Below are 22992 nucleotides of genomic sequence, written 5' to 3'. Positions count from 1 at the left end.
CGTCGGCAGCGTCAGATGTGTATAAGAGACAGACCCCCAACTGCCCCTCCGCCCGCACCTCGTGACGGTCGCCGAGGAGGTGCCCGGCCGCGCCGAGCAGGCCGCCGAGCAGTTCGGGTTCGCCTCGGCGACCCGCGACTGGCGCGAGGTGGCCGCCGACCCGCGCGTGCGAGCGGTCAGCATCACGGCGCCGAACTTCCTGCACCGTGAGATCGGCGTGGCGATGGCCGAGGCCGGCAAGCACATCTGGATCGAGAAGCCGGTCGGCCTGACCGCCGAGGACGCCCGCGCGGTCGCCGACGCGGTCGCCAAGGCCGGCGTCCAGGGCGCGGTCGGCTTCAACTACCGCAACGCACCCGCCGTGGAGGCCGCCCGGGAGCTGATCGCCACCGGCGAGATCGGCACGGTCACGCATGTCCGCATCCGGCTGTTCAGTGACTACGCGGCGCATCCCGAGGGCGCCCTGACCTGGCGGTACGAGCGGGAGCGCGGCGGCAGCGGAGTGCTGGGCGACCTGGCCTCGCACGGCGCGGACCTGGCCCGTTTCCTGCTCGGCGACATCGTGTCGCTCACCGCCGACACGGCGGTCTTCGTCCCGGAGCGGGCCCGTCCCACCGGCGCCACCGCGGGCCACTCCCGCGCCGTGGGCGGTGAGCTCGGCCCGGTCGAGAACGAGGACTACGTCAGCTGTCTGCTCCGCTTCGTCTCGGGCGCCCGCGGTGTCCTGGAGGCCTGCCGGGTCTCGGTCGGCGAGCAGAACAACTACGGCTTCGAGGTGCACGGCACCAGGGGCGCGGTGTTCTGGGACTTCCGCCGCATGAACGAGCTGCGGGTCAGCCGCGGCACGACCTACCAGGACCAGCCCGTCAGCACCGTGTACGTCGGGCCCGGACACGGTGAGTTCGCCGCCTTCCAGCCGGGCGCCGCCAACGCCATGGGCTACGACGACCTGAAGGTCATCGAGGCGTACCGCTTCCTGCGCTCGATCGCCGAGGGCACCCCGCACGGCGCCACGCTGTCGGACGCGGTGCACAGCGCGGCCGTACTGGACGCGATGGCGCGGTCCGCGCAGAGCGGCGCCTGGGTCGCCGTGGACACGCAGGCGTGCGGGTGAGCGGTCAGCGCGCCTTGCGGGCCCGTCGGCCGATCGCCGTCTTGGCCGGGATCAGGACGAGCCACCACCACACGGCCGCGGACCCGATCAGCAGAGCCAGCGGGATGGTGAGGAGGAAGATCACCACCGTCATGGCGCCGTCCAGCGCGGTGCCCACCTCCGAAGGCTCCTCGCCGTGCAGCCAAGGCCGTCGAGTCAGGAGAACGACCAGCGCGAGGTGGGTGGCACCGAGTGCGGCGACCGCCGCCGCGTAGATGGCGACCGAGACGGGTTCGTCACCGTAGTCGGAGATCAGCCGGGTGGGGAACGGCAGCAGTGCCGCGACGCCCAGGCCGAGCACGGCCAGTGCGATGACCTGTCCGTCGACCTGCCGGACGGCGCGGAAGATCCGGCGGTGGTCGCGCCAGAAGCTGCCGAGCACCGCCACGCTGAGCGCGTAGGCCCCGAGGTCGGGGAGGAGCTCGCGCAGAGCCTCGTGGTACTGCGCGGAGCCGAGCCCCCGCGGCACGGTGAGATCCAGGACGAGCAGGGTGATGGCGATGGCGAACACACCGTCGGCGAGGGCCACCAACCGCTCGGGCCCGCCGTCCGGGATGGATTTCCACATGCGCACGACGGTAGGGAGCCGGGGCCCGCCGAGCGGGGATACACGCCCGGGTCACGGGCCCGAACGCCGCCGTGGGTCACACGGCCGTCGCCTGCGGTGGCATGTTGTAGGGCGTGACCACCTGGATCGCGGAGGGCAGGGTCGGTCCGGCGGGCGGCAGGGCGCCCTGGGCGCGCATCACGATGTGGCAGGCCTCCCGCACATCCTGGCGCAGGTCGTGGTGGAGGACGGCGGACAGACGGTGCTCGCGCAGCAGCCGGGTGTTGTCGTGGTCGAGGTCGTGCGCGACGAAGACGGCGCACTCGCGGCCGACGTCCTCGAAGGCCCGGAGGGTGGCGATGTTGCCGCCGCCGATCGAGTAGACCGCGCGGATGTCCGGGTCGCGTTCCAGAGTGGCACGCACCAGGTCGTACTGCGTGGCGTCCAGGCCCTGGCCCTCGGCGATCTCGACGAGCGTGCGGGCGGGGTGCCGGGCGCGCATGGCGGCGCGGAAGCCCATCTCGCGCTCCTCCTCGTTGCGGAAGAAGCCGCTGCTGAGACTGGTGAGCACATGGGCGGGCCGGTCGCCGAGCCACTGCCCCATGAGGTACGCGGCTGTCGCGCCCGCCGCCCGGTTGTCGATGCCGACATAGCCGAGGCGTGCACTGGCGGGCAGATCGGTGGCCAGGGTGACGACCGGTATGCCGGCGGCCACCAGCCGGCCGACGGCGGCGGTGACCTCGGGGACGTCGGGCGCCTTGAGGATCACGCCCTGCGAGCCGCGCCGGGCGATGCGGTCCAGCGTCGCGACCAGCTCACCCACCGGGCCGGTCTCCCGGAAGTGGAAGCGGGAGCGCAGCACCGCCGGGTGCAGGGACGGCAGTTCGGCCTCCAGGGCGGCGCGTACGGCGGTGGTGAACCGCTCCGGCGCCTGCATCACGATGTCCACCATGAAGGTGCGGCCGACGAGCCGGACCTGGGTGCGCTGCCGGTCCAGGTCGGCGATGGCCTGCCGGACCTCACGGGCGGTGCTCTCGCGCACCCCGCCCCGCCCGTTGAGGACCCGGTCGACGGTCGCCTCGCTGAGGCCCGCCTGCCGGGCGATCTCCCGGATCGGGAAGGGGTGGCCCATACGGTCGGCTCCTTGAGGGTTTTTTGATGGCTCGCTGCTGGTTGTTCGATGGGTTTGTACTGACAAGAATGACAGCGCTGTGTGGCCCCTGTCACCGAAAGGACGAGGATGTCCTTCACCTCCTGGCTGTCCGAGCGGGACTGCGATCTCGACGCCTTCCGCGCGCTGGTCGAGCGGAAGACCGATGTCGCCGACTACCCCTGCGCCGCGTCCGTGGAGCGGAACGTCCTGGTGTACGAGAGTGACCGGCTGCCGGGGAGCCGCCGGGACCTCCAGGCCGAGCTGGTGCGCGCGCTCGCCGAGGGCCCGGGCATCGTGGTCTTCCGGGGGGCGTTCCCGGATCCGGCGATCGTCGACGGGATCACGGACGTCTTCGACGCCCTGATCGCCGAGCAGCATGCCTCGGGCGCGACCGCCGGTGACCACTTCGCCAGGCCGGGCGCCAACGACCGGGTGTGGAACGCGCTGGAGAAGGCGGCGCTGTTCGACCCCGAGACGTTCGCCGACTACTACGCCAACGATGTCCTGGCCCTCGTCTCGGCGGCCTGGCTCGGCCCCGGCTACCAGATCACCTCGCAGGTCAACGTGGTCAACCCGGGCGGCGCGGCCCAGACCGCACACCGTGACTACCACCTGGGCTTCCTCTCCGACGAGACGGCAGCGGCGTACCCGGCGCACGTCCACCGGCTCTCCCCCGCGCTCACCCTCCAGGGCGCGGTCGCGCACTGCGACATGCCGGTCGAGACCGGCCCGACGATGTACCTGCCGTACTCGCAGACGTACGCGCCGGGCTATCTCGCCTGGCGACTCCCCGAGTTCCAGGCGTACTTCGAGGACCGTCACGTCCAGCTCCCGCTCGCCAAGGGCGACGCCGTCTTCTTCAACCCCGCGCTGTTCCACGCCGCCGGCACCAACCGCTCCGCGGACGTGCGGCGGATGGCCAACCTCCTCCAGGTGTCCTCCGCGTTCGGGCGCGCGATGGAAACCGTGGACCGTGCGGCGATCGTGAACGCCGTCTTCCCGGTGCTGCTCAAGCGCAGGGCCGAGGGCGAGCGGTGGCTGGAGAACGTGATCGCGGCGAGCGCCGAGGGCTACCCCTTCCCCACCAACCTCGACAGCGACCCGCCGGTCGACGGGCTCGCCCCGCCCTCCCAGGCGGACGTCGTACGGCGGGCGCTGCGCGAGGCGTGGACACCCGAGGCGCTGCGCGACGAGCTGCGGGCCGTCGCCGAACGGCGCACGAGCTGAAAGGACCTCAAAACCATGGGACTTCTCGCCGACAAGGTCGTCCTGGTGGGCGGCGGCAGTCAGGGCGTCGGCGCCGCGATCGCGCGGGCCGCGGTCCGGGAGGGGGCGGTCGTGGCCGTCTCCGGCCGGCGTGCCGAGCCCGGTGAGGCGTTGGTGGAGGAGCTGGTCGCGGCCGGCGGCAAGGCCATGTTCGTACAAGCCGACCTGGCCGATCCCGAGCAGGCTAAAGCGTCCGTCGCACAGGTCGTGGCCGCCTACGGCCGGATCGACTGCCTGGTCAACTCGGCCGGGCTGACCTCCCGGGGCACGCTGCTGGACACCACGCCCGAGCTGTTCGACGCGCACATCGCCATCAACCTCAAAGCACCGTTCTTCACCATGCAGGCCGCCGTCGCCGACATGGTGGCGCGCCAGGCACCCGGCACGATCGTCAACATCATCACGTCGTCGGCACACGGCGGACAGCCGTTCCTCGCGCCGTACGTCGCCGCCAAGGCCGGCCTCATCGGGCTGACCCGCAACGCCGCGCATGCCCACCGCTGGGACCGGATCCGGATCAACGGCCTGAACATCGGCTGGACCGCGACCGAGGGTGAGGACGCGACGCAGAAGACCTTCCACGGCGCCGGGGACGACTGGCGCGAGCAGGCCGCCGCCCGGCTGCCGATGGGCAAGCTGGGCCAGCCGGACGAGATCGCCGGCTTCGTGGTCTTCCTGCTGTCGGACCGTTCCGGCGTGGTGACCGGTTCGGTGATCGACTGGGACCAGAACGTACTGGGCGGCCTGGACTGAAGAAATTGAGCCCGTCCGGCGATTGAGGACGAGCCCGAAGGGCGATCGGGGTCCGGGGCGGAGCCTCTGCCACGGACAGCAACCACACACAAGGAGCAGCGAAGCTCATGCGCATCGGAATCCTCGGCCTCGGCCGTATCGGCGCCTTCCATGCCGAGACCCTCTCCGGACTCGACGTCGTCGAGTCGCTCGTCGTCACCGACCCGTTCGCGGACGCCGCCAAGGCCGCGGCGGAGCGGTTCGGGGCCGAGGTCGCGGACTCGCCCGAGGCCCTGCTGGCCGCCGGTGTGGACGGCATCGTCGTCGCGGCGGCGACGGACGCCCACCCCGCCCTGATCCTGGCCGGGGTCGAGGCCGGTGTCCCCGTCTTCTGCGAGAAGCCCGTCGCCAAGACCATGACCGAGGGCGTCGAGGTCCTCAAGGCCGTCGAGGGCAGTGACGTGCCCGTGCAGATCGGCTACAACCGGCGCTTCGACGCCGGGTTCGTCGCCGCCCGGGCCGCCGTGCAGGCCGGTGAGCTGGGCACGCTGCACACCGTACGGTCGACGACGCTGGACCCGGCGCCACCGCCGGCCGCGTACGTCGCCGCCTCCGGGGGCATCTTCCGCGACTGTTCCGTGCACGACTTCGACATCATCCGCTGGGTGACGGGCCGTGAGGTGAGCGAGGTGTACGCCGTCGGCGGCAACCGGGGTGCCGACTACATCCGGGAGGCGGGGGACGCCGACACCACCGGCGCGGTCCTCACCCTGGACGACGGCACGATCGCCGTGGTGTCCAACAGCCGTCACAACGGCCGGGGGCACGACGTGCGGATGGAGCTGCACGGCTTCGACGACTCCATCGCCGTCGGGCTGGAGAACAAGCTGCCGCTGCGGTCGGTCGAGCCGGGCGTGACCTTCCCGGCGGGCACTCCGCACGACTTCTTCATGGACCGCTTCACCGCCGCCTACCGAGCCGAACTCGCCGCGTTCACCGAGGTGGTGTCGGGTACCCGCCCCTCGCCGTGCACGGTCGTGGACGCGCTGGAGGCGGGGTGGATCGCGGAGGCGTGCACGCTCTCCCTGAAGGAGCACCGGCCGGTGCGCATCGAGGAGGTCCGCACCGTCTGACTCAGTGGTGGAAGCACGGCTGGTCCGCCGCGTGGGCCGTCGGCCCGTTCGACAGACGGCCGACGGCGGTGCGCAGGTCGTCCGCCAGCAGTGCGATCTTGTCGTACCCAGTGCCGTGCCGGACCAGGACGCGCTGGACGACGGTGTCCTCGCGGCCGGCGGCCAGCGGGTAGGCGGGGACCTGCCAGCCTCGACGGCGCAGCTGGTCGCTGAGGTCGTACAGCGTGTAGGGCACCTGATCGGGGTCGGTGAGGGTCCAGGTGACGGCCGGGAGGGCTTCCTGGCCGTCGTAGAGGACGGTGAAGGGGCCCATGCCGGCGACCTGCTCGGCCAGCATCCGGGCGGTGGCGGCGCAGGCGCCGTGGATCTTGGTGTAGCCCTCGCGGCCCAGGCGCAGCAGGTTGTAGTACTGGGCGACGACCTCGCCGCCGGGGCGGGAGAAGTTCAGGGCGAAGGTGGGCATGTCGCCGCCGAGGTAGGAGACGCGGAAGATCAGGTCCTCGGGGAGCAGGTCGGGTGACCGCCACACCACCCAGCCCACTCCGAGCGGGGCCATGCCGTACTTGTGGCCGGAGACGTTGATGGAGGCGACCCTGGGCAGCCGGAAGTCCCACACCAGGCCGGGGTGGAGGAAGGGGGCGACGAAGCCGCCACTGGCGGCGTCCACGTGCACGGGAATGTCGAGGCCGGTCTCGGCCTGGATGCGGTCGAGTTCGGCGGCGATCTCGGCGACCGGCTCGTAGACGCAGGTGTAGGTGACGCCGAGGATCGCCACCACACCGATGGTGTTCTCGTCGACGTACTCGCGCAGTTGGTGGGCGCGCAGTCCCAACGCGCCCGCCTCCAGGGGGATCTGGCGCAGTTCGACGTCGAAGTAGCGGGCGAACTTCTCCCAGCACACCTGGACCGGCCCGGCGACCAGGTTGGGCCGGTCGGCGGGCCTGCCCTCGGCCCGTCGGCGCTCGCGCCAGCGCCATTTCAGTGCCAGTCCGCCGAGCATGCCGGCCTCGCTGGAGCCGGTGGTGGAGCAGCCGAGGGTGGTGGTGCCGTCCGGGGCGTTCCACAGGTCGGCGAGCATATGGACGCAGCGGCTCTCGATCTCGGCGGTCTGCGGGTACTCGTCCTTGTCGGCCATGTTCTTGCCGAGGCACTCGTCCATCAGGTCGTGCACCTCCGGCTCCGCCCAGGTGGTGCAGAAGGTCGCGAGGTTCTGCGCGGCGTTGCCGTCCAGGTCCAGTTCGGCGTGGATGAGGGCCCGTACCGCGCGGGCGTCGGCCACGGCGTCGGGCATGCGGTACTTCGGCAGCGCCCGCTCGCTGATGGGCAGCGCGTACACGTCGTCGAGGGGGCGGCTGGTCTCGTGCAGGGCCATGGAGGTCAACCCCCGGATCGTATGGACGTCGCGAGGGAGGCCGGGGCGGGGTACCCGAGCAGCACATGTGAGGGACAGCGACTCGCCCCCGGCCTCCCTCAGTCCGCAATCTCGCACATTGGACCCGGCCGCGCCTTCTGAGCGCACCCGGATGACGGGCTCGGGCCACGATCGTGGGTCTCAGGCACTCCCTCAGCGCGCCGCGGGTATCACCCCGGTGGCCTCCAGCCGTGACGGGTCGGCCCGGAGGATGGCCTCCAGGGCGAGCCGCAGCGGTGGTCCCGGTTCGACGCCCAGTTCCTCTCTGAGCACCCTGCGGGCGTGGTGGTAGACGCCGAGGGCGTCGCCCTGCCGGCCCGCCCGGTACAGCGCGGCCATCAGCTGGCGGTAGAACGGCTCCCGCAGGGGATGCTGGACGAGGAGGCCCTTGAGTTCCTCGATCACTTCGTGATGGCGGCCGACCGCGAGAGCGGCGTCGACGGCGAGTTCGGTGCAGTTCAGCCGTTTCTCTTCCTGGACGGCCCTGAAGGATTCGATCGCCAGGGAGCTCGGCACTCCCTCCAGGACCGGACCGCGCCACAGGGACAGGGCCCGGCGGAGAAGTTCGCCGGCCGGTCGGAAATCGGCCGCCGAGTACCGTTCCCGGCCACGGGTGTAGAGCTGCTCGAATTCCTGGAAATCGGTCATGGCCTCACTCAGGTCGAGAATGTATCCGGACGACGTCGTGACGATCGGGGACGTGCCCCGAGGGCCGCAAAGGATTTTCCGCAACTGCGAGACGTACACGCGCAGGCTCGCGAAGGCACAGCGCGGCGGACCCTGCTCCCACAGTTCCGCCACGAGTTTCTCTCCGGGCACCGCCTCACCTGCCCTGACCAGGAGCAGGGTGAGTAGTTTGGTGAGTTTGGGCGCATCGGGCGTCAGATCGACGCCGCCGCGGGTGACCCGCAGCCGCCCGAGCAGCTCGTAGCGCAGTGGATGGTCGGCTTGTGCAGAGAACAGGGACACGGCAACCCCCCGAATGCGCGGAACGCATTCAACTAAAACCGGCTCCCCCGTCCGTCCCGAGGTCCTGGGACGCCTGTTACTCGAAAGTATCTTCTTTCTCGGGAAGCCTATGCCAGCTCGCCCACCGATACCAGGCCCTACCCGTTACACACTTATTAATCCGAGCAGAACTGGCCCGGTTCTGACACTCCCTGGCCGTAAACAAATGAGTCACCGTTCAATCAAACAGCCCGGCCCGCGGGGAGCGGGCCGGGCTGGTGGCTTCGCGTACCGGTCACGCCGCTACCGGCCGGCCCTCCCCGAGGGTCTGGCCCAGCCAGGTGAACAGCTGTTCGTGGTAGAGGCGCATGGCGCCGGAGTGGCAGTGCGCCCCGCCGCCCTCGTCCGCGGTGAAGACGTACAGCGTCTTGGGCGAGTTCAGGCCCGTGTACACCTTCTTCGCGTGCTCGAGACCGGCGAAGAACATGTCCTCCTCCGCGTCCAGGACGAGCACCGGGCACCGCACCTGTCCGATCACCTCGGACAGGCCGAACGCGGGCAGCGTACGCAGCAGTTGGGACGGGGTGTCCGCGCCGAAGGTCCACAGCGCCTGCCGCAGCAGCCAGCGGGTGAAGGTCTGCTGGGCGGCGATGCCCCACATCACCGGGTCGGCGAAGTCGTCGCAGCCCTGCTCGACCCACTCCAGGACGAACGGAGGCAACGCCACGACGTCGCCCAGCTGCCAGACGGCATCATGGGCGACGCATCCGGCCAGCCGGTGCTCGAACGCTGCGGCCCGCACGGCGAGCAGCCCCCCGAGGCTGGTGCCGACCAGCACCACGCGGTCGGGGTCCACACCGGGCAGGTCCTGCGCGTAGTCCACGACCGGGGTGACCACCTGCTCCCAGTCCGGCCGGAAGACCAGCCCCTGCTCGCGCAGCACGGAACCCTGCCCCGGGCCTTCGAAGCACAGGCAGTCGTAGCCGCGGGCAAGGGCGGCCGCGGCGACGAAGAACCAGCCCTCCTCGAGCGTGGAGTCGATGCCGCCGTGATGGACGACCATGGGCCGGGGCTCGCCGGTTTCCTCCCCTCGGTAGAGGTAGCCGGGCAGCGAGGTGTCCTCGTAGGGGATGCGGACGAACTGCGGTGGCCGCTCCATGAGTTCGGCGGCGTCGGCGAAGGTCGCCCGGGACAGCCGCATCAACCGCAGGGCCTCCGTGTCCTGTGGGTCGTCGCGCTGGAAGAACTCGGCGGTGCGGTAGTAGTTGTGCGCCCGCAGCAGTGCGGCACGGGCATCGACGCAGCGGCCCTCGTCGAGGGCCGTGGTGCCCAGGCGGTGCACGCGTTCGGCGAGCTGGGCCCACTCCCTGCGCCACGCCTCGGTGTCGCCGTCGGGGATCCGGGCGGCGACCGAGACGACCTCGCCGAGCTGCGCACCGCCGTAGTCGGCGTAACCAGCGGTGCGCAGGGCCTGGTAGTCGAAGGCTGGGTCGTCGAAGAGGAACTTCATGGCAGCGGCTCCTTACGGTGGCGGCAGGTGCTCCGGTGCCGTGCCGGGTCCCGGCCCGGCACGGTTCGCGCGGGTTCCGTTCAGGAACGTGTCGACGATCGACTCGGCGAACGCCGCGGATTCCACGGGGCGTTGCCGCAGGATCAGGCGGGCGGCCATCGGTCCGGTGAGGATCTCGACGGCGTCGTCCAGGTCGAGGCCGGCGCGCAGTTCGCCGCTGTCGATGCCCTCCCGCAGGGCCTCGACCAGGGCCTCGCGCCGCGCCGCGACGACGGTGTCCTCGAACCGTTCGACCAGGTGCGGGCGGCGTACCGCCTCACCGAGGAGGCTGCCGATCAGCCGGTGCAGCTGGGTGTCCTGGCCGCGGTGGCGCAGCTGGTCGACGAGCGTCACCAGCTTGTCCCGCAGGGTCAGTCCGTCCAGCTGCGGCACGGGCAGGTCGAGGGTGCCCAGCGCGGCCAGCACCAGCTCTTCCTTGTTGCGCCAGCGGCGGTAGATGGTCGCGCGGGCGACGCCGGCCCGCTGGGCGACCAGGTCCATGGACAGGTCGCCGAAGCTGCATCCCTCGCCGAGCAGGCTCAGTGTGCTGTCCAGGATCGCCCGGTCGGCGGCGGGGTCACGCTGACGACCGCCGCGGGGAGTGCGCACCGGTGCGGCCGCCGGCTGTCGGACGTGGGGCGGCTTGCGCATCGGACCTCCGTGGGATGGTGAGCCGACTGCCCTTTCCCAGCTGTGAGTTCGACGCTAGACCTGACGGTCAATCGAGTCAATGGTGTATCGATACAGCATTGACTCAATTGCTGCGCTCATCATTGACTCGTTTGCTGCGCTTGCCTCTGCGGCCCCAGCGCACTGGCGACGAGGAACCGCTCGACACCGTCGCAGCGCAGCCGCCACTCGGCCGAGATCCGGCCCAGAACCCAGCCCTCGCCGTGGGGTTCGGGCCGCGGACGCAGCAGCCTGAAGTCGTACGCGAGGCCCACGCCGAGCGCCTTCGCGTACGCCTCCTTCAGCGTCCACAGGCGCACGAGCCGGGCGTTGCGCTCACCGGAGGGCAGTTCGCGCAGCTCCGCAAGCTCCTCCGCGTGGCAGAACCGCTCGGCGAGCCCGGGCGCCAGCAGCGGGCGCTGCCGGGCCTCCACGTCCACGCCGATCCGGCGGCCCAGGGCCACTCCGACCACCAGCACCCCGGCCGTGTGGCTGATGCCCGCGTCCAGCCCCGCGGGCTCGTGCACCACCGGCCGGCCCCACCCGTCGCGCCCCAGCCGGACCCGGTCCGGTGCCACGCCGGACACGGCGGCCACCGCGCGGCGCAGCAACAGCCGGGAACCCAACAGCCGCGCCCGTGCGGCGGGTTCCCGCGTCGCCAGATAGCGGGGCCAGTCGGCGCCGAGCAGGCCGGGCGCGGACGGCCCTGCGGCCGCCCGCGCCCAGTCGCCCAACCGGCCGTGGCAGACCACGAACCCGTCCCTCAGCGCAGTCTCCTGCACCGCACCCGACGCATCGTTCCCCGGTGTCAGTCCGATGGGCGCCATGACGAACTCCTCTCCGCAGGCACCGCATGCCGGCACGGATCGTGCCCTTCCGTACACACACCGTTGTACCGGCCGGTGGGCCTGCCGTCCGCCCAACCCCGCAGCCATGACGTGCGCACCAATTTTCGCTTTACGTCGCCTTTTCACGGCGCCTAAAGCCTGGCCGCACGGATGGCACCCGGTGCCGCCCGGAGGTCTCATCCCGCACCGGTCACCGACCGCGAAAGGACAGCCAGTGCCGCACCAGCTTCAGCACCGAACGCTGACGGACGCCGTACGCGACGGCGTGCACCGTCACCCCGAACGCACCGCGTTCGTGTACCTGCACGAGGACGGCCCGGACATGCGGCCGGAGGAGATCGGCTACGCCGAACTGGACCGGCGGGCCCGCGTGGTGGCCACCCGGCTGCGCGAGGCCGCCAAGGGCGATCCGACGCGTCCGGTCCTGCTGCTCTACCCGCCGACCCTGGACTTCGTCACGGCGTTCATCGGCTGCTTCTACGCCGGGCGTACGGCGATCCCGGCGCCGCTGCCCGACGAGCCCGGCGAACGGCTGGCCCGGGTCAGCAGCATCCTGCGGGACGCCGAGGTGGGGGCCGTGCTGACGCTCCCCGAGTACCGGCAGGCCATCGGCGCCTGGCTGACCGCCACCGGAATCCCGGACGTGGTGTGCCTGTCGACCGGCGCGCAGGACGACGCGGGCGTGGACGCCGGCCTGTGGGTCCCGCCCGCGGTGCGCGACACCGACGTGGCCTTCCTGCAGTACAGCTCCGGCTCCACCAGCGAGCCCAAGGGCGTCATGGTCACGCACGCCAATCTCGCCGCCAACGAGGAGGCCATCCGCACGGCCATGCGCACCCCGGACGGCGTGGTGACCGGCAGCTGGCTACCGCTCTACCACGACATGGGGCTGATCGGCATGACGCTGCAGCCGCTGTGGGTCGGCGGGACCAGCGTGCAGATGTCGCCGGTCTCCTTCATCAAACAGCCCCACCGCTGGCTGCGCATGATCCATGACTACCGGGTGGAGGGCACCGCCTCCCCCGACTTCGGCTACGACCTGTGCGTCCGCCGGGTCACCGAGGAGCAGTCCGCCGGCCTCGACCTCTCCACCCTGCGGGTGGCGCTGAACGGGGCCGAGCCGGTGCGTGCCGGGACCCTGCGCGCGTTCGTGCAGCGCTTCGCCGGGCACGGGCTGCGCCCCGAGGTCGTGCTGCCCTCCTACGGGCTGGCCGAGAACACCCTGCTGGTCTCCAGCGGCGACACCGAGGCGCCGCACCTGGAACTCACCGTCGACGCCCATGCGTTGGAGCGGGACGAGCTGCGGCCCGCGCGCAGCGACCGGGCGGGCCGCATCCTCGTGGGCTGCGGCCGGCCGACGGACACCGAGGCGCTGATCGTGGACCCGGTGAGCCTGGAGGTGCTGCCCGACGGGCGGGTCGGCGAGATCTGGCTGCGCGGCCCGTCGGTGGCCGCCGGCTACTGGAACCGGCCCGAACTGACCGCGCAGACCTTCCGGGCCGAGACGGCGGACGGCCGCAGCGGGTACTTCCGCACCGGCGACCTCGGCGCCCTGCTCGACGGGGAGCTCTACGTCACCGGCCGCATCAAGGAGATGCTCATCCAGCACGGCCGCAACCTCTACCCGCAGGACATCGAGCAGGCGATCCAGGACTCGGGTGAGGCGTTCCGGCGCGGCGGCGGCGCCGTGTTCACCGTGACCGGCCGGGCCGACGGCCGTTCGCACGTGGTCGTGGTGCAGGAGCTGCGTGCCCGTGCCGCCGCCGAGGACGACCTGCCCCAACTGGCCGCGGCCGTCCAGGCGTTGCTCAGCCGGCGGTTCCAGCTGGCCGGCGTGAGCGTGGTGCTGGTGCAACAGGGGGTGATCCGCAAGACCACCAGCGGCAAGACACAGCGCACGCTCATGCGGCAGCTCTTCCTCGACGGTGCGCTGCCGGTGCTGCACCAGCGCCTGCAGCGCCCGGTCGCCGACCTGCTTCCCGCGACCGACGTGACGCCCGAGCCGGCGGCCGCGTCCCCTCGTCCCTGACCCCGCGATCCGGAGAGAGACGTACGCCATGAGCATTGCCCACGACACCCGTACCGCCCCTGTGGAACACCCCCTGCACCCGGACCACGCGCCCGGCCTGGAAGTGTGGCTGGCCGAACGCGTCGCCTTCCATCTGCACAGGTCCCCCGACGAGATCGACCCGGACACCCCGCTCGCCGACTACGGCATCGACTCGGTCGCGGCGATCAGCATCTGCGGCGAGATCGAGGAGCGGTTCCGGATCGCCGTCTCCCCGACGATCGCGTACGACTTCCCGACGGTGCACGCGATCGGCGACCACCTGGCCGAGCAGCTGGCCGCCAAGGACACGCGATGACGGAAACGACCGCAGTGACCTCCGTACGCGAGCCCATCGCCGTCGTCGGCCTCGACTGCCGTTTCCCCGGTGCCCGCGACGCCCAGGAATACTGGTCGCTGCTCATGGACGGCCGGGACGGCACCGGCCGGGTCCCCGAGCAGCGCTGGGACGCCGACCGCTATCACGCCGCCGTGCCGTCCTCCCCCGGCAGCACGTCGGAGAAGCGGGTGCCCGGCCGGACCAACACCGTGCGCGGCGGCTTCATCCAGGACCCCGACGCCTTCGACCCCGGCTTCTTCGGGATCGCCCCGCGGGAGGCACAGGCCATGGACCCGCAGCAGCGGCTGCTGCTGCAGAGCTCCTGGCGGGCCCTGGAGGACGCCGCCGTCGCGCCGCAGGACCTGGCCGGGACCGACACCGGTGTGTTCGTCGGGGTGATGGCGAACGAGTGGGCGTATCTGCAACTCGCCGACTACGACCGGATCACCGCCCGCTACGGCTCCGGCAACGGCTACTTCATGGGCGCCAACCGCGTCTCGTACCACCTCGACCTCAAGGGCCCGAGCCTCGCCGTGGACACGGCCTGCTCCTCGTCCCTCGTCGCCGTGCACCTCGCGATGAGCGCGCTGCGCTCGGGCGAGTCGGACTACGCGCTGGCGGCCGGCACCAACCTGATCATGACGCCGGTCATCAACATCTTCTACGCCCAGGCCGGCCTCTCGGCGCCCGACGGCCGCTGCAAGCCGTTCAGCGCCCTGGCCGACGGCATCGGACGGGCCGAGGGCGTGGCCGTGCTGGTGCTGCGCCGGCTGAGCGACGCGCTGGCGGACCGTCAGCCGGTGTACGCGGTGCTGAAGGAGACCGGCACCAACCAGGACGGGCGCAGCAACGGCATCACCGCGCCCAACCGCTGGGCGCAGCAACGGCTGATCGAGTCGGTGTGGCAGCGGGCCGGCGTGACCGCCGACGACATCCGGTTCGTCGAGGCGCACGGCACCGGCACCCTGCTCGGCGACTTCATCGAGGCGCAGGCCCTCGGCGAGCTGACCGGCGGACGCAGCGGCGGCAGTGTCGCGCTGGGCTCGGTCAAGAGCAACTTCGGGCACGCGGAGGGCGCGGCCGGGATCGCCGGGCTGATCAAGGCCGTCCTCGCCCTGCACCACCGCACGGTGCCGCCGAGCCGGTTCGCCCACGAGGAGAACCCGAAGCTGGACCTGCCCGGCCGCAGGCTGACCCTGCTGAAGTCGCCGCTGCGGCTGCCGTCGGGCACCGTGCACGCCGCGGTCAGCAGCTTCGGCATGGGCGGGAGCAACGCGCACGCGGTGCTGGCGTCCGCGCCCCGCGCGGTCCACCGCGGCCGGCCCGGCGCGCCGGGGGTGTTCACCGTCTCCGCCCGGACCCCCGAGCGGCTGCGCGCCAATCTGCTGGCGCAGGCCGACGCCCTGGCCCGCCGTCCGGAGAACCAGCTGGCGCAGCTGTGCTGGACCAGCAACCGCGTCAAGTCCCGGCTGCCGCACCGGGCGGCCGTGGCGGCCGGCGATCTGCCCACGTTGGTGGCGGAGTTACGCGCGGCTGCGGAGCGCGCCGAGGAGGCGCCGCGGGTGGACCCGGGGCGGCGGTCGGTGGGGTCGGTGGCGTTCGCCTTCACCGGTCAGGGCGCCCAGCACCCTCGTATGACCGCGTCCTGGTACCGGTCGTGCCCCGCGTACGCACGCCACCTCGACGACATCGACAAGGAGCTCGCCCCGCACACCGGACGGTCGGTGCGCGACCTGGTGCTCGACGGCGATCCCGAACTGCACCGGGCGCGCTTCGCCCAGCCGGCGCTGTTCGCGGTGGGGTACGCGATGGCGGCGACCCTCGCCGAGACCGGGATCAGGCCGTCGTACGTCATCGGGCACAGCATCGGCGAGTTCGCCGCCGCCTGCGTGGCCGGGGCGCTGGACGTACCGGACGCTGCGCGGCTGGTGGCCCGGCGCGGGGCGCTGATGGAGGCGCTGCCCGAGGACGGCGGGATGCTCGCGGTGGGCCTGGACGCCGCGGAGGCCGAGGCGCTGCTGGTGGGGCGGCAGCGCCTCGGTCTGGCCGCCGTCAACGGCCCGCACGCCACGGTGATCGCCGGGGACCTCGACGAACTGGCCGAGGTCGAGCGTGAGTTGACCGAGCGGAAGGTGGCCGCGCGGCGGCTCACCGTCTCCCACGCCTTCCACTCGCCGCTGATGCAGCCGGTGGTGGAGGAGTTCCGCGCGGAGTGCCGGGACGTGCCCGCCCGGCGCCCGCTGCTCCCGGTGTTCTCGACGGTGTACGGCCGTGAGCTGACCGGCGAGGAGACCATGGACGCCGACTACTGGGCCCGGCAGATCACCGCGCCGGTGCGGTTCGCTCAGGCCGCCGGTGCCCTGCTGGCCGGCGGGGTCACCCACGTGGTGGAGATCGGACCGCGCTCCGTACTCACCCCGCTGCTGGCCCGGCTGACGACGGACGGCGGGCATCCGGCGAGCCTGCACACCGCGCACCCCGGAGAGCACGCGCCGGGCCACCGGCCGCAGCAGCTGCTGGGCGAGCTGTGGTGCGCCGGGCTCGCCCCTCAGTGGGACGTGCTGTACGACGAGGCGGACCGGGTGCCGCGCCGGCTGCCGCCGTATGTGTTCGACGACTCGTTCCGGGCCTGGCGCGCCGGCACCGCACCCGGCCTTCCCGAACTGTCCGCGCCGCACGTCCCCTCTGGCGCGGACACCACCGCGGTGCCGAGTGGCGCGGCCCGCGGTGCACCGTGCCCGCCGGCCCCGGCGGAGGACCTGCCGGACTCCCTCGCCGAACTGACGCGCCGTCTGGTGTGCCGGGTCGGCGGGCACGACCCGGGTCATGTGCACGACCACTCCCGGCTGCACGAGGACCTGGGCTTCGACTCGATCCGCGTCATGGAGCTGAAGGCACGCATCGAGAACGCGCTGCCGCGACTCGGCGAGCTGCCGGTCGAGGACCTGCTCGCCAGTCTGCGCACCGTGGGCGACCTCGTCCGCTACCTGCGGTCCCTGCACCTCACCGACGCCCCCGTACCCGCAGCCCCGGAAGGAACCCCCCGATGACCGCCCCCACCGTCTACCTGGCCTCGGTCGGCACCTGCCTGCCCGGCGACCCGGTGGACAACACGACCCTGGCCAAGCTCGTCGGCGTCGACGAGAGCTGGGCCGACCTGTTCATCGGCAACACCGGCCGGCACTTCGCCGTCGACCTGGCGACCGGGCAGGTCCGGCACACCCTCGCCGACATCGCGGCGACCGCCGCCGACCGGGCGCTGGCCGAGGCCGCACTCGAGCCCTACGACATCGACTGCGTCGTGATGGGCACCGCCACCCCCGACCAGCTGATGCCGGCCACCGTGAACCTGGTGGCGGACCGGCTCGGCATCGACAACGTCCCCACCTACCAGCTCCAGTCCGGCTGCGCGGGAGCCGTGCAGGCCCTGGACGTGGCCCGCACCCTGCTGCTCGCCGGGCGCTGCCGCACCGTGCTGGTGATCGGCGGCGACGTGTGCGCCAAGCACCTGGAGACCGACTTCGACCCGGGCAGCCGCACCTCCGCCGAGCTCGTGAACTACGTGCTGTTCGGCGACGGGGCCGGCGCGGCCGTGCTCAGCGCCGAGCCCGTCGGTGGTGACGGCATCGAGATCCGCCAGGTGCTCAACCGGCTGGTGGGCCTGGGCCGGGAGCCCGGCCAGGTCATCGACTGGTTCGGGCTCGGCGACCGGCACAGCGACCGCACCGCCGTCTCCGAGGACTACAAGGCGATCGAGGAGACGGTGCCCGCGCTGGCCCAGCAGATGTTCTGGGAGCTCCTGGAGGACCTGGGCTGGGCCGCCGACGATGTGGACTTCCTGCTGCCCCCGCAGCTGTCCGGCCGGATGAGCGATCGCATCTCCGCCGAGATGCCCGCCCCGGACGCCCGCCGGATCAACGTGGTGCGCCACGTCGGCAACAACGGCAACGCCCTGCCGTTCCTCCAGCTCGCCGAGTTGCTGCGGCAGTGGGAGGGGCCCGGGCGGGCCGTCGCGGTCGCGGTCGAGTCCAGCAAGTGGATCAAGTCGGGTATCGCCCTGGAGCGGTCATGACGCAGACCGGGACACCCATGGAGAGCACCGTCGGTCCCGGCGCCTGGCACGACCCCGGGGCGCTGCGCACCCTGCGCATCCTGCACCGGTCGGGCAAGCTCGCCGCCGAGTACCGGGCCGTCCCGGACCTGCTGTCCCGCATGCCGCAGGCCGACCTCCCGGCCGCCGGGCAGCTGCTGTCCCGGCTCGACCCGACGGAGGTACGGCGGCACGCACCCGACGTGCCGGTGGTGTCCGTCGCCGTCACAGGGCATTCGACGGTGGCCCCGGTGGTCGCGCCGCTCACCGCCGAACTGGCCCGGCACGGGCTGCTGTTGGAGCCGAAGGTCGCGCCCTACGGGGCGTACGTACAGGACCTGATGCGCCCCTCGGACGAGGCGCTGCCGCAGCTCACGCTCTGCCTGCTCGACGCGTACACCGTCTTCGACGACGTCACCGTGCCGTGGCGGGCGGAGGACGTCGAGGCTGCGGCGCGGGCGAAGCTGTCGCTGCTCGCGGGTGCCGTGCGCGCCCATCAGGAGGCGGGGCGCGGGCTGCTCGTCCTCAACACGGTGCCGCTGCTGCGCCGGTTCACCCACCAACTGGTCGACCTGCGTTCCCGGGCCCGGCTCGGCGCGGTGTGGCGGGAGTTCAACCGGGGGCTGCTGTCGCTCGCCGACCAGCATCCCTCCGTGGTCACCGTCGACCTCGATCCGCCGGTCGGCGAGGGAGTGCCCGCCTGCGAGCCGCGCACCGCGCAGTACGCCCGGGCCCGGCTGTCCGACCCGCTGCTGGCCGCCTACGCCCGGGAGGCCGCCCACGTGGTACGGGCCCGCCTCGGCCGCACCCGCAAGGTGCTGGTGCTCGACCTGGACGGGACGCTGTGGGGCGGGGTGCTCGGCGAAGCCGGGCCGCAGGGCATCGAGCTCGGCGCGGGGCTGCGCGGCGAGGCGTTCCAGGACTTCCAGCGCACGGTGCGCCAGCTCGGCTCGCAGGGCGTGCTGCTCGCCGTCAGCAGCAAGAACGACGACGATCTGGTGCGCGAGGTGCTCAAGGGGCACCCGGCCATGGTGCTGCGCGAGGACGACTTCGTGCGCGTCAACGCCAACTGGAAGGCCAAGCACGACAATGTGCGGGACATCGCCGACCGGCTCGGTCTCGGCCTGGACAGCTTCGTCTTCGTCGACGACAGTCTCTTCGAGTGCGGGCTGGTCGCGGAGCGGCTGCCCGACGTGGCCGTGGTCCCGGTCGACGAGGAGCCGGCCCTGCATCCGTCGGCGCTGCTGGCGGACGGCTGGTTCGACCTGTTCGAGCTGACCGAGGCCGATCTGGAGCGGGCGGGCCGCTACCGCACCGAGGCGCTGCGGCAGGAGTTCCGCGAGGACGTCGGCTCCTACCAGGACTACCTCGAAGGGCTCGGTATCGAGGTGATCCTGCGCCCGCCGGACGAGTCCGAGCTCGCCCGGGTCTCCCAGCTCACCCTGCGCACCAACCAGTTCCACCTGGCCACCGAGCGCCTCCAGGTGCCGCAGGTCGCCGACTGGACGGCGCACCCCGGCCGGCATGTGATCGCGGTCCGGGCCCGTGACCGGTTCGGCGACCACGGGCTGATCGGTGCGCTGTTCCTGCGGCGCGAGGGCGAGTTGCTGCGCATCGACAACTTCGTGCTGAGCTGCCGGGTGTTCTCCCGGGGCATCGAGAGCGCCTGCGTGGCGGCGGTGCTGGACTTCGCCCGGTCCACCGGGGCGCGCGCCGTGACGGGCCGTTACCTGCCCTCGCCGCGCAACTCCGCCTTCGCCTCCTTCTACGCCGACCACGGCTTCGCCGTCCTGGGCGGCGACGGGGACGACCCGGACGCCGTCCACTTCCGGCACGACCTCGCGACCGTCGCCCCGGCCCCCGCCCATCTGCGGCTGGACGCGGCGTTCGGACCCTTCGACGCGGCAACCGACGGACACGGAGACAAGCGATGACCACGGCACTCGCCGACCCCACGGAGTTCCGCATCCTCCTCGAGGAGGAACTCGGCCTGCACGTCGACGCCGACGACCTCGACCGGCCGCTGGACGACTTCCCCGACTGGGACTCGGTCCTGCTGCTGCGGCTGGTGACCGTCGTGGAGAGCCTCGCCGGACGGCGGATCCCGGTGGCGGACCTGCTGCAGGCGCGCACGTTCCGGCAGTTGTACGAGGCGGTGGCGGGCCGATGACCGCGACGCCCGAGCCGGACCCCGAACCCTGTCTGCGGTTCCACGCCCTGTTCCTCGACACCCAGCTGGACATCTACTGCCCGCCCGGCCTCGCGCGGCTTCTCGCGGGCCGCGGGCGCGGCCGGCCGCCGGCCGGCGATCCCCCACCCCTGCCGGACAAGGAGCCGGAGGACATCCCGGCAGAGAAAGGAGCGGTCCGATGATCCCCCTGGCCGAGCTGCGCAGGTTCGCCCTCCCGCACGCGCACGCCCAGGGCGTCCCCCCGGACGTCCTGCACCGGGTGCTGCACCAGCTGAGCGACGACGCCAAGGACGAGGGTCCCGGCGCCTGGACCCACGCCTGGTCGTCGCTCGCGGTGGCGGCCGAGGCCCGCGGCCGGAACCTGGACGCCGTCCGCTACTACGCCATGGCCCGCTTCCCCTACGTCGACGGCCCGGAGCGGCGCGCGGCGCAGGACGCCTGTGTGGCGGCCTTCGACCGCTGGCGCAAAAGCGCCGGCGGTATCACCCGGCTCGACCTGCCCTTCGACGACACGGGTTTCGTCTGCTGGGCGGCCGGCCTGTCGCAGCATCGACGGCTGCCGCTGATCCTCGTCGTCGGCGGCATCACCGGCACCAAGGAGCAGTGGGCGCCCGTCCTGGCCGAGGCCGACCGGCTGGGCGCCGCCGTCGTGGTGACGGAGCTGCCCGGCGTCGGCGAGAACGCCCTCCCCTACGGAACGGACAGCACCCGCATGCTGAGGTACCTCGTCGGTCTGCTCGGCCGCGCCGCCGACACCACCCGCACCTGCGTCGTGGGCCTCAGCTTCGGCGGGCACCTGGCGCTGCGGCACGCCCTGACGGACGACCGTGTCCAGGGCCTGGCCACCGTCGGCGCACCGGTCCGGGACTTCTTCGTGCGCGCCGCGCAGGGCACCCCGCTGCCGCAGCTGGTGAACCTGACCCTGTCCCACGTCACCCGCACCCCCCTGGACCGTCTCCCGGCCGCGCTCGCCGACTGGAGCCTGGCCGAGGACGAACTCGCCCGGCTGCGCATCCCGGTCGCCTGCGCGGTGAGTCGCGACGACGAGATCGCGCCGTACTCCGACGCGGAGTTGCTCCAGCGGAGCGTGCCGCAGCTGCGGCTGGTCGAGAACGACGTACTGGGCGGCGCACCCGAGCGGGCGGCAGAGACCCGGCTGTGGCTGCTGGCGCAGGCGCTGCGGATGGCCGGTACGGCAGGTGGCGTGCGGCGGGCCGCGTCCGCCCGGGCCCGGGTCCTCAGGGCACGTCACCGCCTCGCCCGTACGTCGGCGGGAGCCCCCGTATGACCACCAGTGCTCCGGCGTCCTGCCTCGGCCGGGAGCCCCGGGCGGATGCCCGGCTGCGGCTGTTCTGCTTCCATCACGCGGGCGGCGGAGCCTCCTTCTTCGCGTCCTGGCCCGCCCGCGTGCCGCCCGAAGTGGACGTTCTGCCGGTGCAGTTGCCCGGCCGCGAGGCCCGCCTGCGCGAGCCCCGCTTCCAGGACGCCGGCGAGGTGGTCGAAGCCCTCGACCGCGACCTCGGGTCCCTGCTCGACAAGGGGCCCTGGGCGGCGTACGGGCACAGCATGGGCGCGCTGCTGGCCTTCGCGCTGGCGGCGGCCCGGCTGCGGGCCGGCGCCCGTGGTCCCGAGGCGCTCTTCCTCGGGGCGTACGCGGCGCCGCACCGCACGCCCACGCTGCCGGCTCCCGACCGGTACGACGACGGTGAACTGGCCCGCCTGCTGGTGGACTTCGGCGGGCTCGCCCCGCAGTTCCTGGACCGGGCGGACTGGCTGCGGGCGCTGCTGCCGGTCGTACGGGACGATCTGCGGATCTGCGCCAGCCATCGGCGGGCGCGGCTGCCGGACCCGGACGACGAACGGGCCCGGCTGCCGCTGGACGTGGAGGCCTTCGCCGGCACCGACGACCCGCTGGTCGACGCGGAGGCGGTACGGGCCTGGGCGCGGTACGCGCGCGGCTTTAGCCTCACCACCGTCCCCGGCGGCCACTTCTTCCCCCGCGAGGCGCCCGTGCCGTTCTTCGACCGGCTCAACCGCTCCCTGGACCGGCTCCTTGCCGCGCAGGGCCCACCACGCGCGGAACCCGGCTGATCCGCCGCTCGATGTCGTCGGCGTTCTTCGCGTACAGCGCGCGCTGCTCCTCCACGCCCGGCATGACCCACAGCGGGCGGGCGGAGCCGTCGGCGAAGGCGAGGCCTTCCGTGTCGGGGCGCAGCCCGGTGAGGGTGAGCGCGAAGGACTCCAGGTAGTCGATGCCGCCGTTCGCGGTGAGCCGGAACGGCCGGTCGTGGCCCGGGTAGACCAGGTCGGACACGGCCAGCACCCGGTCGATGCTGCGGGCGGCGGCGTCGGCGTCCCAGAAGACCAGCGGGTTGCGCCGGGTGCGGGCGACGTACGCGAAGTGCAGGGCGTCGCCGGTGATGGTGGCGCGGCCCGCCTCGGTCTCCACGACGACGCCGATGCTGCCCGGTGAGTGCCCGGGCAGGGCGATCACGGACACGCCGGGGATGAGCTCCTCGCCGTCCGCCGCCTCGCGGACGGGCAGTTGCTCCAGCAGCAGCCCGGTCCAGGCGGGCGTGGCCCAGTCGTTGGCGTGCGGCGTGTGGGCGTAGCGGCGCTCGTCGGGGTGGAGGACGAGGGTGGCGTGCGGGAACAGGTCGATGTTCTGCACGTGGTCCCAGTGGGCGTGGGTGAGGACGACGGTGTCGATGTCGTCGGCGGTCAGGCCGTGGACGGCGAGCGCGTCCCACAGGAAGGGACGGCGGCCGACGTGGGCGGCGTCGACGAGGAGGGTGCGGGGCCGTCCGGCGGCGTCCGGGCCGCGGACCAGGAACACCCCGCAGAAGGCGGGATAGCCCTGGTCGGTGTCGATGGCGAAGCCGGGCAGGAGGATGTCGATCGTCGGCATGGAACTC

At 72.5% G+C, this 22992-nt stretch carries 20 protein-coding genes and 1 pseudogene; 13 read left to right on the top strand and 8 right to left on the bottom strand.

The features are described from left to right. Positions 1-34: 34 nt before the first annotated feature. Positions 35-1114: pseudogene (locus StrepF001_RS39260) on the top strand (Gfo/Idh/MocA family oxidoreductase); the annotation flags it as partial. Positions 1115-1118: 4 nt separating this feature from the next. On the opposite strand, the gene StrepF001_RS39255 reads toward StrepF001_RS39260, so the two are convergent. Continuing rightward, positions 1119-1721, bottom strand: a complete 603-nt coding sequence (locus tag StrepF001_RS39255; RefSeq protein ID WP_206307083.1) for a TMEM175 family protein — start codon at positions 1719-1721, stop codon at positions 1119-1121. Between the two features lie 76 nt (positions 1722-1797). Further along, positions 1798-2832: a LacI family DNA-binding transcriptional regulator gene (locus StrepF001_RS39250; protein ID WP_129802929.1), complete on the bottom strand. Its 1035-nt coding sequence runs from the start codon at positions 2830-2832 to the stop codon at positions 1798-1800. A gap of 108 nt (positions 2833-2940) precedes the next feature. On the opposite strand from StrepF001_RS39250, the gene StrepF001_RS39245 reads away from it, so the two are divergent. From StrepF001_RS39245 to StrepF001_RS39235, 3 genes are all read left to right on the top strand, one after another. Beyond that, a complete protein-coding gene (locus StrepF001_RS39245; protein WP_129802928.1) occupies positions 2941-4080 on the top strand; it encodes a phytanoyl-CoA dioxygenase family protein in 1140 nt (379 codons plus the stop codon). Positions 4081-4095: 15 nt separating this feature from the next. Next, entirely contained in the window at positions 4096-4872 is a 777-nt protein-coding gene (locus tag StrepF001_RS39240; RefSeq protein ID WP_129802927.1) for an SDR family oxidoreductase, read from the top strand. A gap of 107 nt (positions 4873-4979) precedes the next feature. Next, entirely contained in the window at positions 4980-5984 is a 1005-nt protein-coding gene (locus StrepF001_RS39235; RefSeq protein ID WP_129802926.1) for a Gfo/Idh/MocA family oxidoreductase, read from the top strand. A gap of 1 nt (position 5985) precedes the next feature. Here the strand turns inward: StrepF001_RS39235 and StrepF001_RS39230 are convergent, their stop codons facing one another. The 5 genes from StrepF001_RS39230 to StrepF001_RS39210 form a co-directional block, all read right to left on the bottom strand. Further along, positions 5986-7356 (bottom strand): glutamate decarboxylase, encoded by a 1371-nt coding sequence (locus tag StrepF001_RS39230; protein WP_129802934.1) that lies wholly within the window; start codon positions 7354-7356, stop codon positions 5986-5988. A gap of 192 nt (positions 7357-7548) precedes the next feature. Beyond that, positions 7549-8364 carry an AfsR/SARP family transcriptional regulator gene (locus tag StrepF001_RS39225; RefSeq protein WP_129802925.1) on the bottom strand — a complete coding sequence of 272 codons (816 nt, stop codon included), beginning with the start codon at positions 8362-8364 and terminating at the stop codon, positions 7549-7551. 274 nt (positions 8365-8638) lie between these two features. Next, positions 8639-9853, bottom strand: coding sequence for an alpha/beta fold hydrolase (locus StrepF001_RS39220; RefSeq protein ID WP_129802924.1), 1215 nt, complete (start codon positions 9851-9853; stop codon positions 8639-8641). Between the two features lie 12 nt (positions 9854-9865). Further along, a complete protein-coding gene (locus tag StrepF001_RS39215) occupies positions 9866-10543 on the bottom strand; it encodes a TetR/AcrR family transcriptional regulator (protein ID WP_129802923.1) in 678 nt (225 codons plus the stop codon). Between the two features lie 119 nt (positions 10544-10662). After that, complete coding sequence (locus StrepF001_RS39210) at positions 10663-11388, bottom strand: 4'-phosphopantetheinyl transferase superfamily protein (protein WP_165396511.1); 726 nt, start codon at positions 11386-11388, stop codon at positions 10663-10665. 235 nt (positions 11389-11623) lie between these two features. Here StrepF001_RS39210 and StrepF001_RS39205 point away from each other — a divergent pair, with 235 nt between their 5' ends. The 9 genes from StrepF001_RS39205 to StrepF001_RS39165 are packed head-to-tail and all read left to right on the top strand — an operon-like array spanning position 11624 to position 22168. Further along, the gene (locus StrepF001_RS39205) at positions 11624-13438 is read left to right on the top strand and encodes a fatty acyl-AMP ligase (RefSeq protein WP_165396510.1); all 1815 of its coding nucleotides are present in this window, start codon (positions 11624-11626) and stop codon (positions 13436-13438) included. Between the two features lie 28 nt (positions 13439-13466). Then, entirely contained in the window at positions 13467-13775 is a 309-nt protein-coding gene (locus tag StrepF001_RS39200; RefSeq protein ID WP_129802920.1) for an acyl carrier protein, read from the top strand. Continuing rightward, positions 13772-16846 carry a type I polyketide synthase gene (locus StrepF001_RS39195; RefSeq protein ID WP_129802919.1) on the top strand — a complete coding sequence of 1025 codons (3075 nt, stop codon included), beginning with the start codon at positions 13772-13774 and terminating at the stop codon, positions 16844-16846. Before StrepF001_RS39200 ends, StrepF001_RS39195 begins: the two co-directional genes overlap by 4 nt. Further along, positions 16843-17868, top strand: coding sequence for a 3-oxoacyl-ACP synthase III family protein (locus tag StrepF001_RS39190; RefSeq protein ID WP_129802918.1), 1026 nt, complete (start codon positions 16843-16845; stop codon positions 17866-17868). Before StrepF001_RS39195 ends, StrepF001_RS39190 begins: the two co-directional genes overlap by 4 nt. Then, a complete protein-coding gene (locus StrepF001_RS39185; protein ID WP_276322874.1) occupies positions 17865-19820 on the top strand; it encodes an HAD-IIIC family phosphatase in 1956 nt (651 codons plus the stop codon). The genes StrepF001_RS39190 and StrepF001_RS39185 overlap by 4 nt, the downstream gene beginning before the upstream one ends. Next, positions 19817-20056: a phosphopantetheine-binding protein gene (locus StrepF001_RS39180; protein ID WP_129802917.1), complete on the top strand. Its 240-nt coding sequence runs from the start codon at positions 19817-19819 to the stop codon at positions 20054-20056. Before StrepF001_RS39185 ends, StrepF001_RS39180 begins: the two co-directional genes overlap by 4 nt. Then, positions 20053-20259, top strand: a complete 207-nt coding sequence (locus StrepF001_RS39175; RefSeq protein WP_129802916.1) for a hypothetical protein — start codon at positions 20053-20055, stop codon at positions 20257-20259. Before StrepF001_RS39180 ends, StrepF001_RS39175 begins: the two co-directional genes overlap by 4 nt. Next, positions 20256-21365 carry an alpha/beta fold hydrolase gene (locus tag StrepF001_RS39170; RefSeq protein WP_129802915.1) on the top strand — a complete coding sequence of 370 codons (1110 nt, stop codon included), beginning with the start codon at positions 20256-20258 and terminating at the stop codon, positions 21363-21365. The genes StrepF001_RS39175 and StrepF001_RS39170 overlap by 4 nt, the downstream gene beginning before the upstream one ends. After that, on the top strand, positions 21362-22168 hold the full coding sequence (locus tag StrepF001_RS39165; protein WP_129802914.1) for an alpha/beta fold hydrolase: 807 nt from the start codon (positions 21362-21364) through the stop codon (positions 22166-22168). Before StrepF001_RS39170 ends, StrepF001_RS39165 begins: the two co-directional genes overlap by 4 nt. On the opposite strand, the gene StrepF001_RS39160 is transcribed toward StrepF001_RS39165, so the two are convergent. Then, on the bottom strand, positions 22107-22985 hold the full coding sequence (locus tag StrepF001_RS39160; protein WP_129802913.1) for an MBL fold metallo-hydrolase: 879 nt from the start codon (positions 22983-22985) through the stop codon (positions 22107-22109). The genes StrepF001_RS39165 and StrepF001_RS39160 overlap by 62 nt on opposite strands. Positions 22986-22992 lie beyond the last annotated feature (7 nt).

Origin of the sequence: Streptomyces sp. F001 (genome assembly GCF_004187715.1) — a bacterium.
GTDB lineage: Bacteria > Actinomycetota > Actinomycetes > Streptomycetales > Streptomycetaceae > Streptomyces > Streptomyces flavusporus.
Note: the sequence above shows the minus strand (reverse complement) of the source record. Positions and strands in the feature narration are given on the sequence as shown.